This is a genomic window from Rudanella lutea DSM 19387 (assembly GCF_000383955.1).
GTDB classification, from domain to species: Bacteria; Bacteroidota; Bacteroidia; order Cytophagales; family Spirosomataceae; genus Rudanella; species Rudanella lutea.
Window position 1 is genome coordinate 2,634,676 of record NZ_KB913013.1, and the last position, 12,093, is coordinate 2,646,768.

The 12,093-nt window shown below is 54.3% G+C and carries 12 protein-coding genes; 4 read left to right on the forward strand and 8 right to left on the reverse strand.

From position 1 onward, the window contains the following. Window positions 1-36: 36 nt before the first annotated feature. Window positions 37-1,047: a WD40/YVTN/BNR-like repeat-containing protein gene (locus tag RUDLU_RS0110850; RefSeq protein WP_027302956.1), complete on the reverse strand. Its 1,011-nt coding sequence runs from the start codon at window positions 1,045-1,047 to the stop codon at window positions 37-39. Between the two features lie 125 nt (window positions 1,048-1,172). On the opposite strand from RUDLU_RS0110850, the gene RUDLU_RS0110855 reads away from it, so the two are divergent. The 3 genes from RUDLU_RS0110855 to RUDLU_RS0110865 all read left to right on the forward strand — a co-directional run bounded on the left by RUDLU_RS0110855 (window position 1,173) and on the right by RUDLU_RS0110865 (window position 4,358). Beyond that, window positions 1,173-2,321 carry an aminotransferase class I/II-fold pyridoxal phosphate-dependent enzyme gene (locus RUDLU_RS0110855; RefSeq protein WP_019988407.1) on the forward strand — a complete coding sequence of 383 codons (1,149 nt, stop codon included), beginning with the start codon at window positions 1,173-1,175 and terminating at the stop codon, window positions 2,319-2,321. A 129-nt stretch (window positions 2,322-2,450) separates the two neighbouring features. Further along, the gene (bioD, locus tag RUDLU_RS0110860; protein ID WP_019988408.1) at window positions 2,451-3,077 is read left to right on the forward strand and encodes a dethiobiotin synthase; all 627 of its coding nucleotides are present in this window, start codon (window positions 2,451-2,453) and stop codon (window positions 3,075-3,077) included. Window positions 3,078-3,179: 102 nt separating this feature from the next. After that, window positions 3,180-4,358, forward strand: coding sequence for an acetyl-CoA C-acyltransferase (locus tag RUDLU_RS0110865; protein ID WP_019988409.1), 1,179 nt, complete (start codon window positions 3,180-3,182; stop codon window positions 4,356-4,358). Window positions 4,359-4,474: 116 nt separating this feature from the next. Here RUDLU_RS0110865 and RUDLU_RS0110870 read toward each other — a convergent pair whose 3' ends face one another. Both RUDLU_RS0110870 and RUDLU_RS0110875 read right to left on the reverse strand, forming a co-directional pair. Beyond that, on the reverse strand, window positions 4,475-4,921 hold the full coding sequence (locus RUDLU_RS0110870) for a barstar family protein (RefSeq protein ID WP_019988410.1): 447 nt from the start codon (window positions 4,919-4,921) through the stop codon (window positions 4,475-4,477). Between the two features lie 118 nt (window positions 4,922-5,039). Next, window positions 5,040-5,555 (reverse strand): guanyl-specific ribonuclease, encoded by a 516-nt coding sequence (locus RUDLU_RS0110875; RefSeq protein ID WP_019988411.1) that lies wholly within the window; start codon window positions 5,553-5,555, stop codon window positions 5,040-5,042. Window positions 5,556-5,838: 283 nt separating this feature from the next. Between RUDLU_RS0110875 and RUDLU_RS29675 the strand changes: the two genes are divergently transcribed. Further along, window positions 5,839-6,021 (forward strand): hypothetical protein, encoded by a 183-nt coding sequence (locus tag RUDLU_RS29675; RefSeq protein ID WP_044129413.1) that lies wholly within the window; start codon window positions 5,839-5,841, stop codon window positions 6,019-6,021. A 96-nt stretch (window positions 6,022-6,117) separates the two neighbouring features. Here the strand turns inward: RUDLU_RS29675 and RUDLU_RS0110885 are convergent, their stop codons facing one another. The 5 genes from RUDLU_RS0110885 to RUDLU_RS0110905 all read right to left on the reverse strand — a co-directional run bounded on the left by RUDLU_RS0110885 (window position 6,118) and on the right by RUDLU_RS0110905 (window position 11,873). Next, window positions 6,118-6,855, reverse strand: coding sequence for an RluA family pseudouridine synthase (locus RUDLU_RS0110885; RefSeq protein ID WP_027302957.1), 738 nt, complete (start codon window positions 6,853-6,855; stop codon window positions 6,118-6,120). Window positions 6,856-6,937: 82 nt separating this feature from the next. After that, window positions 6,938-7,756, reverse strand: coding sequence for a 3-methyl-2-oxobutanoate hydroxymethyltransferase (gene panB, locus RUDLU_RS0110890; protein WP_019988414.1), 819 nt, complete (start codon window positions 7,754-7,756; stop codon window positions 6,938-6,940). A gap of 11 nt (window positions 7,757-7,767) precedes the next feature. Next, window positions 7,768-9,162 (reverse strand): peptidoglycan DD-metalloendopeptidase family protein, encoded by a 1,395-nt coding sequence (locus RUDLU_RS0110895; RefSeq protein ID WP_019988415.1) that lies wholly within the window; start codon window positions 9,160-9,162, stop codon window positions 7,768-7,770. Window positions 9,163-9,247: 85 nt separating this feature from the next. Continuing rightward, the gene (gene lolB1, locus RUDLU_RS0110900) at window positions 9,248-10,153 is read right to left on the reverse strand and encodes a lipoprotein insertase outer membrane protein LolB1 (RefSeq protein ID WP_019988416.1); all 906 of its coding nucleotides are present in this window, start codon (window positions 10,151-10,153) and stop codon (window positions 9,248-9,250) included. Continuing rightward, window positions 10,146-11,873 (reverse strand): tetratricopeptide repeat protein, encoded by a 1,728-nt coding sequence (locus tag RUDLU_RS0110905; RefSeq protein WP_157580654.1) that lies wholly within the window; start codon window positions 11,871-11,873, stop codon window positions 10,146-10,148. Before RUDLU_RS0110905 ends, lolB1 begins: the two co-directional genes overlap by 8 nt. Between the last annotated feature and the right edge of the window lie 220 nt (window positions 11,874-12,093).

Consider the following 12,093-nt stretch of genomic DNA (forward strand, 5'->3'; position numbering starts at 1 on the left):
ATGATTTCGTTTTGGTTAGATAACGAAAAATCATCCCTAAAATGTACGCCGACCCACGCGCCCGTTGGCCCCAACCGCCCAGCAGGTGTTGCCCCGGCACGAGAGGGCGTGGAAGGCTTCCGTGTCGAGAAGCTGCCAGGTTTTACCCTCATCCGTCGAGAGGTTCGTGCCCGATGGGCCTACCAGCACCCAATGGCCGTTTGCCAACCGGATCACCCCTTCTTTCAGCCCGCCCGCCGGGCCGGTCGAGCTTACGGCCCAGGTTTGGCCACCATCGCGGGTAAGAGCCACGTTGAGACCGGGCTTTTTTTCGTTGCGGTAATCGCCCCCGACAACCATACCCTCGCGTTCGTTTTTGAAATAGACTCCAAACACGCCCCGGCTCGAATCGGCGGGGAGGCCCGTTGCGGCTACAGCCCACGATTGTCCACCGTCGACTGAGCGGAAAACGCGCCCACCGCCCACACCACCCGACCCAATCCAGACGTGCCGGCTGCCGTGTACGGCAATGCTACTACCGCTGGCGGCAAAGGCCGCTTCGCCCTGATTTACGGTCATCCCCTGCGGAGCCGTTATCGGTTGCCACGATAGCCCCCCATTGCTCGTCTGAAGCAGCACGTACTTCCCCGCAACAGGGTCGCTGAAGGCGATTCCCCGCCGGGTATTCCAAAAAGCCATACCGTCGAAAAACACACCCGGCTGGCTGGTCTGGTAGGTCAGTGTCCAGGTCTTGCCGCCATCGGTAGTCCGGTAAAAACGCGCCTGTCCCTGCTCAGCCGGGCCAGCACTCATCAGAACCGCCGTTTGGGCGTCGATGCCCTCAACATCACGAAAATCGCACGCTTCGGCACTGGGTACCCGTCCGGTATGCCAGGTTTGGCCCCCGTCGGTGGTCCGCAGAAACGTACCGCCCGACCCACCCACCCAAACGACCTGCTCGCTCACGGCACTAACCGCCCGAAAACTTGCCGTTGTTCCGACGGATTGAAGAGTCCACTGAGCCCAGACGGGCGAGACCAAAAGAAGCAGAAGCAGGGTAAGGCGCATAGGCGTAGCTGAATGGATATTTACAGAGCGAAAAAACGAAAAAGGACCGACTTCGCCAGCAAATCGAGCCCGAAACTCAAACTGAGTGCCGAGCCCGTTCACATCGTGCCTATTTTTGTCCCTCCATGCACGACAAACTCGCTTTTCTGGATGCCCGATTGGGCCAGCGTCAACAGGCCGGGCTCCTGCGAACCCTGCGCCCCAATAGCGGCCTGATCGACTTTTGCTCCAACGATTACCTCGGGATGGCGCGCTCGGCTACGCTACGGGAAGCGATCTGTAAAGCCGAAGGGCAGTCGCCCGATTTAGCCAACGGGGCCACGGGCTCGCGGCTACTGGCCGGGCACACCCTGCTGGCCGAGGCCGTAGAAACCCAACTGGCCACATACTACCAAACCGAAAGCGCCCTTATTTTCAATTCCGGTTACGACGCTAACCTTGGCCTGCTTTCGGCTCTGCCCAGTCGCGACGATGTACTCATTACCGACGAGCTGATTCACGCCAGCATGATCGACGGAGCGCGGCTCTCGTATGCTACACGCCACCGGTTTCGGCACAACGACCTGAACCATCTGGACGAATTGCTTCGGCATGCGCGGGCGCAAACCCCGGCTACCCAACAGGTTTTTGTGGCCGTTGAGTCGGTGTACTCGATGGATGGCGACCTGGCCCCTTTGCCACAACTGGTGGCCCTCTGCGAGCAGTACGAAGCCCATCTGATTGTCGACGAAGCCCACGCGACGGGCGTTTACGGCCCAACGGGAGCCGGGCGCGTAGCAGAATTGGGTTTGTCGGCGCGGGTACTGGCCCGCGTGCATACCTTTGGCAAAGGGCTTGGCGTACACGGAGCGGCTGTAGTTGGCCCCCGGCTGCTTCGCGATTACCTGATTAATACGGCACGGTCGTTTATTTACACCACGGCCCTGCCACCCCACAGTCTGCTGGCTATCGGGTGCGCGCACGAGCAGGTGGCGCAGGCACAGGCCGAGCGTCGGTCCCTGCATGAATGCATCGGGCTATTTCGGCAACAGGCCGCCCTGAAGCTACCTCATTCCCGCTGGACAGATAGCCCCTCCCCCATTCAGTGCTTACTGGTAGAAGGCAACGAAGCGTGCCGACTGGTTGCCAACCGCGCCCAGCAGGCCGGGTTCGATGTGCGGGCTATTCTGAGCCCCACGGTACCGGTTGGACAGGAACGGTTGCGCATTTGTCTGCATAGTTTCAACACCGAAGATCAGATCACGCACCTGCTCGATTCACTGACACCCGGTTAGTTTACAGTTTGCTGGGGTATAGGACATGTTTCTTTTCTGACCGCCGGGCGGTCAAAGAAATTTATCCTACTCCCGTTTGCTGTTGAGCAACCCTCTTATTTTTCGCAAATCATCAACTACCATAGTACTATGAAAATTGTTGTAGCCGGTATCGGCACTGAAATTGGAAAAACGGTTATTTCGGCCGTTCTGGTCGAAGCGTTACAGGCCGACTACTGGAAACCTGTGCAGTCGGGTGCCCTCGAAGACTCCGATACCGAAACCGTCCGGAGTTTAATCAGCAACACCCGCTCGCGCTTTCACCCCGAAGCGTATCGCCTGCGCGAGCCCTTATCACCCCATGCAGCAGCCGACATCGACGGGGTGCGTATCGAACTGGAACAGATTGTAGTACCCCAAACCGACAATCACCTCGTAATCGAACTGGCGGGCGGGCTCATGGTACCGCTCAATCATCAGCAACTCAACATCGACTGGGTGCAGCAGCAACAGTTACCCGTTGTATTGGTCTCACGAAACTACCTCGGCAGCATAAATCATACGCTGCTTTCGGTTGAAGCCCTGCGCGCGCGCAACATTCCTATCCTGGGGCTGATCTTCAGCGGACCGACCGTACAGGCCTCCGAATCGGTCATTTTAGGCATTACAGGCCTATCATGCCTCGGTCGGGTAGCGCAGGAACCCGAGCTGACCCCAGCCCAAATTCGGCACTATGCCGAAAAGTTTTTACCCAGCCTTAATAGTATGCGTGCATAACATCTTATATTTGTCTGTAATTATTCCGGCAGAAAATTGGTTTTAGGTATAGCCATTCGCCCGCCGGATCTATTTTATTGACATTCTAAAAACCCCATATACATGGACGCATACGTTGTTGCTGGCTACCGTACCGCTGTTGGTAAAGCTCCGCGCGGTGGCCTTCGTCTTACTCGCCCCGACGATATGGCGGCCGAGGTCATCAAGCATTTGCTGGCGCAGGTGCCGCAACTCGACCCCGCCCGCGTAGAAGATTTGATTGTGGGTAATGCCGTACCCGAAGCGGAGCAAGGCATGCAGATTGCCCGGTACATTGCCCTGCTTTCGCTGCCCAAAACAGTGCCGGGTTTAACCATCAACCGGTACTGTGGCTCGGGTCTGGAGGCTATTGCTATTGCTTCGGCTAAAATTCACGCCGGCCTGGCCGACTGTATTATTGCCGGAGGAACCGAGTCGATGTCGTTGGTGCCGGTAATGGGCTGGAAAACGGCTCTCAATTACGACATTGCCCAGAAAAATCCGGATTACTACATTGGCATGGGGCTTACGGCTGAGCAGGTAGCGCAGCAGTTCAACATTAGCCGCGACGAGCAGGATCAGTTTGCCTACGCATCGCATCAGAAGGCATTGGCGGCTCAGGCTGCGGGCCGGTTCGATAAGCAAATTGTGCCGATTGCGGTAAAAGAAACCTACTTCGACGCCAACAGTGGCAAGAAGAAAACCCGTGAGTGGACGGTAAACAAAGACGAAGGCCCCCGCGCCGACACAAGCGCCGAAGGGCTCGCCCGCCTGAAGCCGGTATTTGCGGCTGGCGGATCGGTTACGGCCGGTAACTCGTCGCAAACCTCCGACGGAGCGGCTTTTGTGATTGTCATGTCAGAGCGGCTGGTGAATGAGTTGAACCTGAAGCCGATGGGCCGGATGGTATCGTACGCATCGGCGGGTGTAGAACCGCGCATCATGGGCATTGGCCCGGTGGCGGCTATCCCAATTGCCCTCCAGAAGGCCGGTTTGCAGCAAAGCGATATTGATCAGATCGAACTGAACGAGGCATTTGCCGCTCAGTCGCTGGCTGTTATCAAAGAGCTCGATCTCAACCCCGAAATTATCAACCCCAACGGCGGAGCCATTGCTCTTGGTCACGCCCTGGGCTCAACCGGGGCCCGTTTGTCAGTGCAACTGTTAAACGAAATGGCCGAGCGCAACCAGAAATACGGTATGGTATCGGCCTGCGTAGGTGGTGGCCAGGGTGTTGCCGGTATTTTTGAGCGACTCAACTAAAAACGAGTTAAGCGTTTCTCGTTTTGGGTTTATCATTAAACTCGAAACCAACGCCATATCTGTATCCCCCCTGATTGTGAAGTGAGTCCTTCACAATCAGAGGGGCTAATTGTTTTTCACAATTCACCGAAGGCGATTTCGTCGCGCTGAAGCACCTCCCGAATCCGGGGGCTATCTTCAAGCACCACGTAAAACTCTTTGCGCTCCATCAGCTCGTCGTCTTCCACCCACTTCCAGTCTTCGGCGGTGGCATCAAATATTTGCAGAATACTGCTCAGCTTGATGGGGTCCCGCTCTTTGCTCACAAAGAGGTCAGTAGCGGTTATGTAGAGCACAATTTTTACATCTTCGAGCCATTGCAGGTCGTTGAGGGAGTCGTTGAGGGCATCCAGATTATAACCCGAAACCGGAAACTCCAGCACATCGGCTATTTCTTCGTAAAACTGGCGCAGTGTAATCACTTTCTTCCCATCAATATGGGCAATAAAATAATCGTCGCTTCCGAAGCGTTTGGCCAGGTCGTCTTCCGATCGGCTAAGCCAAATATTAGGCGTTGAGGCCATGTATGGGTTTTAAGTTTTGGGTTTATCCTTTAGAAACAGGCCAAGTCTGCATAACTACGTCCACAGGGCTGCTCTATACTGCCTCCGCACGGATAAACGCATTGTAAACAAACAGGTATTACTTGATCTCGGTAAACGTATTATAATGATCGCGGGTGTACCAGGCTCGTCCGTCGGAGCTGGTTACGAGTCGTTCGGCACCCCGGTTCCGGCCGTTTACCCGCGGGTTTACGTCCCATTCGCGGTAGTCAATTCGGCCGCCTTCCAGGCTTTGCCGGGGCAGATGCCCTTCAAAATTCCCAAACCGTCGACCACCCACATAGCCTTCGGGCGCCCGGTTATACTGCCGGATATGAGCCAGTACCTCCAGTGCTTTTTGGGGAATCCGCCCAGTCTGCGCTTTCGAAGAGCGATACTCATCACGTTGTCCCTTTGCTTTTTTATGTTCCCTGGCATGGTATTTGTCGAAGGAATTATTGTATCGGTCATCGGCTTTTCGAGCCCTCCGATCTTGCCAGTTTCGGGAAGGCTCCTGGGTTCGGGACTGATTCTGCTCCTCGCTTTTGCAACATGTGAAAGCCGAACAGAGTAAAACTAAAAGCAGGTAAAAAAATCGGGCAAACGATTTTGGCATCTGTTAGATCTAGATTAAAAAGTGAACATTAAGTCTATTGGCCAATCAGAGAAATAGGGCTTACTGTTTGAAAATTACGCATCTGGGTTGTTTAAGGGACATAAATAGCTAAAAGCTATATTAAAAATCCCGACGTGAACTTGTCATTGTATAATATCAAGTTTAACTTTGAATATCATGAGAACAAAAAAGAGGAATAATCTATGATCTATTTTCTTCTTTTTATTCTCTGATCCTAACTGAGAGAGTAATTTCAACCATTATTAAAGGGTTCAACTTAAAGATGAGAAAGTTTCGCTTGTATATGCTGTTTCAATGGGCTTTCTTCCTGCCCATTATTCTTCCCGTCTGTCTCGCTTTTGGAGCTATTCAAGGTGCGGTTAACATGGCCGAGCGGGTGTTTAACCAAATGATGACCGATGTTGCCGATTCGCAGCAGACAGAAACGAGTACTTCGCTGGAGTAAACTTACAAGACATGAATCATACAGTACGCAAAAGGCCCAGGCTTTTACCACTTGGTACAGCCTGGGCCTTTTTGCATGTATCAACGACTCGGTCGCCTACTCGTACAGGAAATCAATATTCTTGTCTTTGATTTCTTCCTGATCCAGTTCCAGAAACTCCTCCCAGAACGGATCACGCGGCAGGCCCGCTTTGCAAATCAGTGGTTCTTTCTTAACCGGGTGCTGAAAGTAAAGCCGACGGGCGTGCAGGTAAATTTTCTTATCGGGCGTAGGGCGGTCATAACCGTACTTAATATCGCCCCGAATAGGACAGCCCATTTCGGCCAATTGCGCCCGAATCTGATGCGGGCGGCCCGTAATCGGGTCTACTTCGAGTAGATAGTGTTCATTGATTTTGCCCAGTACCCGGTAGTTTAGTTCGGCCCGCTGCGAGCCAGCTACTTCGTGCGTATAGGTAGTCACCTGATTTTTGGCTTCGTCTTTCACCAGCCAACTCACCAGTTTACCGCTTTTCTCAGGGGGCTTGCGCCGTACCACGGCCCAGTACGTTTTCTGCACCTGCCGTTTCCGGAAAATCTCCATCATCCGCTCCAGCGCCTTCGAGGTGCGGGCAAACACCACTAAACCACTCACCGGCCGGTCGAGTCGGTGCACCGGGTGCAAAAACACATCGCCCGGCTTGTTGTATTTCTCCTTGATATAGTCGCGCAGAATTTCGACCAGCGATGCGTCGCCGGTGCGGTCGCTTTGCACCAGAATACCCGGCTCCTTGTTGACAATGAGCAGGTGGTTATCTTCATAAACGACCTGATAAGGAGGCAGTTTCTTTTTCATCATACGAAATGCGTGATGCGTAATGACACACGGAGCTAACGCACCCGAAGAGTTCATTCGTCATTACGCATTATTCACTAACTCAGTAGGCTTCTTTTTCGTTCGGAAAGTCTTTGGCCTTTACATCGTCCACATAATGGGCGATGGCCTCGGTCATCACCGTGTTCAGGTCGGCATACCGACGCAGAAACCGGGGCTTAAACTCTTTGGTGATGCCCAACAAATCGTGCAACACCAGAATCTGCCCGTCGGCGTCGGGGCCACCGCCAATCCCGATCGTCGGAATGGTAAGCGCCTGCGACACCTGCCGGGTGAGGGCCGCCGGAATTTTTTCGAGGACCACCCCGAAGCAACCCACCTCCTGCAACATCAGGGCGTCTTCCATCAGTTTGGCGGCTTCGGCGTCTTCTTTGGCGCGCACAGCGTAGGTTCCAAACTTGTAAATCGACTGCGGGGTAAGACCCAGGTGGCCCATAACTGGTACGCCCGCGCTCAAAATCCGCACAATCGACTCCTGAATTTCCTGCCCACCTTCGAGTTTGACGGCATGAGCTCCTGATTCTTTCATAATCCGAATCGCCGACCGAAGAGCCTCTTCTGAATTGCCCTGATACGACCCGAACGGCAAGTCGACAATCACCAACGCCCGCTTGACGGCCCGCACGACCGAACTAGCGTGATAGATCATCTGGTCGAGGGTGATGGGCAGGGTTGTTTCGTGCCCAGCCATAACGTTGGAGGCCGAATCGCCCACCAGAATCATCTCGACCCCGGCGGCATCGACCACCTGCGCCATGGAATAATCATAGGCCGTGAGTGCCGTAATTTTTTCACCACGGTTTTTCAGTTCCTGTATGGTGTGCGTAGTAACGCGTTTGATATCGGGGTTGTGAATGGACATTGTAGTGAGGTTTACCGGGGTGCCAGCCAGGTTTCGGGGTTCATTTTGGCAAACTCTTTCCAGACCTGAAACTGAAGCTCTGAAATGCCTTTGGCGTCGGTAGCGACCACGCCGATTGGCTCGCGCGCTTTAACCCGCTGCCCCACCCGTACCGACACACTTTTGAGCTTGGCGTAAATAGTGAAGTAATCGCCGTGCTGAATAGCTACTACGTTGTTACTTCCCATCACGTACTCGACGTTCATAACTACCCCTTCGTACACCGACCGCACGGTTTCTCCGGCATTGGTCTGAATATCGATCCCCGGATTTGAGATATTGATGCCCAGCACCGGGTGTTTGTGCACCCCAAACCGATCCGACACAAAGCCGCGCTGTACCGGCCACGGCAACCGCCGACGCGAAGCCGCAAACGACGACGCAAGGGCCATTTCGGCATCGTTGAGATTATTGTCCCGGCGGGTATCAACCTCGGCTTTTTCGGGAACGTCGACCTTGGCTACCTCTTTCTCCGGTTCAGGTTCGGCTTTGGCAATCGGGCGATCTTCGGTTGGCTTTTCTTTGGCGGCAGCCTCTTCGGCACGCTTGCGTTCGGCGGCTTTACGGGCCGCTTCGACCCGGGCCAATCGTTCGCGTTCGGCCCGTTCGCGGGCTTCACGAGCGGCTCGCTCGCGGGCCTCCCGCGCAATGATGCGGGTGATCATACTCTCCAGACGCGCCACTGACCGGCGGCTCTCGGCCAGTTCGTCGCGGAGCTGACTTTCTTTCTGGCTCAGTTGTTTGACTACCTTATCCTGCTCGCCTTTGAGGTTCTCCAGCTTTTTCGACTCGCTTACTTTGGCGGTAATCGTGGTTTTCTGCTGGCGTCGTTTGCGTTCGGTGGCTACCTGCTTACCCTTAATCTGAGCCTGTACCTCTTCAATTTGTTTTACCTGCCCCTGCCGGGCGTTGGAATATTGCTTGAGATACCGGTAGCGGGCAATCAGCTGATTGAAGTTGTCGGCTGCAAATAGAAAACCGAGCGGATTTAGCTGCTGTCGACGCCGGTCGGCGCGGACAATCATCTCGGCATACTGTTTTTTCAGCCGGGTGAGGTCGCCGGTTAGCTTCTGACTTTGCTGACGGAGTTCGCTAATTTCGGAATCGGTCAGTTGCAGGTCTTCGTTGAGCAGTTCAATTTGTTCGGTTTGGGCCTTTATCTGCTGGTTGAGCGCTTTCAGTTGCCCCAACGTCACTTCTTTCTCCGACGTGGTCTTTTTCAACACCGACCGAATTTCGGCCATTCGCTCCAGATTCTGCTTTTTTTCCCGCTCTAATGCCTGCCGATTCCGCTGCTGCGCCCGGGCAGGCAACACCACTGCCGGCAAGAGAAATAAGCCAAGAACGAAAAAACGCAACGTACGCAAAATAGTCTATAGTTTAGGGTTTGTAGGTTCCGGGTGATGGCGGGAACACAGCCCCCTGCCAACCGCATCAAACCAGAAACAGCACTCAGGGCCGCCGGGTGTATTTAGGCGGGATACTAAACGGAAAACCGGGGTCTTTGTCTACCAGTTCTACTTTGTTATGCCGAATTTGCAGCAATTTCTGGTAAAACTGCCCATCGGCATTCGATTTATAATCTAAGGTGATCAGGCTGGTGTACGGAAACAGAAAGCTGTTGAGGGCTTTAAAGTCCGCGTAATCGAGCCGGAGGGTATTCTTGGTGGGTTGCTCGGTAACCATCAGTTTTTTGAGTTTTCGATCTTCCTCACCAATGTAATTTTCGAGCATCACCTTGCCTTCACTCTGCCGCAACAGGAGGTAGTCACGCTCATTTTTGATTTTCTGCGCGGGCCGTTTGGGCAGTGGCAGGTTGCCCACAATCAATGCCTGAAGCAGATCGAAGTTCAGGTCGAAGTTAAACTGCCGACTCAAGCTCGGGAAATCGTACACCGAGTACTCACTGTGAATCTTGTCCAGAATAATGATGCTGTCGCGAGTGGCAATGCCCCGGGCCGCTTCGATACCGAGTTTCTGCACCGAAAACCAGATTAGGCTGTCTTTCCGAACCCGGATATTCATGTTAGCATTGTCGGTATTCTCATCCTGACTCTTGATGCTCACCTTCGAGCGGGCGGTCAGGTATTTGAAATCGATTTCGGCTACATTGGCGCGGGCCTCCTCAATACCGGGCCGGGGCCGGGGTGTCTCGGCCGCCGACGCGCTCGCGGGTGCCGTGGCACGGGCCGAGTCCGGGCGAGCAACGGCTGTATCGCGCGGGATTGGCTTACGGGCGATGGCTACCGAGTCGGCCGACAAAGATGGAGGAGCTTGCTGTAACATTCGCCGTCGGCGGCACCCTTCCGAACTCAGAAGGGACAGCAGGAGCAAGCCGGGCAAGAGTACTTTATTCATATAGTTTGCCAGAAGCGATTTTCTTATCCAGCTGCTGGCTGTTTTCACCTTTTTGTTTCGCCTTTTTCCACTGCTCAACGGCCTTGTCTTTTTCACCTAACTGAAAAAGCACATCGCCATAGTGTTCGAGGATGGTGCCACTCACACCGTTGGGATCAGCCGCAACGGCCTTCTCCAGAAACGTGCGGGCCTTGGCATACTCCTTTCGAACATACAGCACCCAGGCATGCGTGTCGAGGTAGGTCGGACTGTTGGGATTGCGCTCAATGAGCATTGTCGACATGGTCAGTGCCCGGTCGAGTTTGTCTTTACGGAGCGAGAGAAAATAGCTGTAGTTATTCAGAACGTGCTCGTTGCGGGGGTCGTCTTTGAGCACCAGCTCGTACGCTTCGTCGGACTTGGCATGGTCACCGAGCCCGTTGTAAGCATCGCCCAGCTGCGCATTCACGGCTTTCATGAGGCTTTCCAGCTCGGCGGTGGTGGCATTGGCCAGCAACTTGCGGCTTTCTTCGAGCGACTCAACAGCCTCAGGGTACTTACGTTTGTACAGGTTGGCCGTTCCGTTGGAATACCAGAACAAACCCTGGTTTGGAAACAGTTCGAGGGCTTTCTGGGAGTGTACCAGCAAACTATCCACCTGGTTAAGCTCGCCATCGAGTTGCAGCAAAGCTCCCCAAATTTCGTACGTAGAGCCATCGAGCTGAGCGGCTTTGGCGTACAAATCGCGCGCTTCGGCTTTTTTGCCCTGTTGCACCAAGAGGTCGGCCAGCATCAGTTGCGAGCGGGCATCGTTCGGATGCGCTTTGGCCAACTCCTGCGCCAGTTTGAGGGCATCCTGTTGCGCATTGGCGCTGTTGTCCGACAACCCGACGTAGCTCGACAGAATCCGGGCTTTCAGACCCGCTTCGAGGTTGGGGTTGGCAAACACAAAATCGAGCTCTTTTCGGGCCCGGGTCATATCGCCTTTTTTCCGGTAGATTTCGGCCAGCAACACGTGCGCCTGCGGCAGTTCGGGGCTCAGTTTGAGGGCGCGTTCGAGCCAACCAATGGCCTGATCGTCGCGGTCGTTGGCCATGAGTAGCTCGGCCCCTTCGAGCAGGTAGTCGGGGTCGCCGGGTTCGTAGGCCACCAGTTTTTCGGCTTCCTCTACAGCTTTATCTATTTTATTCTGCTTCAGATAGATACGTTGTTTCTGACGCGTAATTTCTTCGTTGAGGCCCAGGGCTTTTTCCACCCGGTTGTACGTTTCGAGGGCTTTGTCGGGCTTTTCGTCGAACAGATAAATAGCTGCCAGCTCCACCCCGTACTCCATATTGTCGGCGCTTTGCTTGAGCAGGTCTTCGTACAGGCGTTCGGCTTCGGCGTAGCGTTTCTGTTTTACGTACAGTTCGGCCAGCAGCAGATTATAGTATTTGTTTGTTTTGTCGGCTTCGTAGGCTTTCAGGGCAAACGGGATGGCTTCAACCACCTTGCCGGTTTTCATCAGGGCCTGCGCGGCTGCATACCGGGCAGCCGGGTTGTTAGGCTTTTTTTGAAGTAGTTTCTCAAACTGAGCCAGGGCTTTGGTTGGCTCGTCGGTCATCATATACTTCATACCATCGGCAAAGAGCGTTTCCTCTTCAAGCCGGGCACGGGTTTCGTCGACGGGAACCGGGGCAGTAAGCGAGAGTGGGGGTGCGGGGTTCTGCGCCTGCACGGGTGTCAGCACCAGGCTTGCCATCGTGCCCAACAGCCCGGCAAACCATAAACCATACCGCCCGGAGTGGGTTCTTGGCGAAGGAAGAAGGGACAGAATCGGTTGCATATCAATTTATTACCTGAAACGTTTCCACTGGCGTTCTATTGCCAGAAACGACCCATTTTGGCGCAATAGACAAAGGTAATACAAACCGTCAGCTTTCACTTAGGTTTCATAGCCATTGGTACCTAACCCGCTCGAT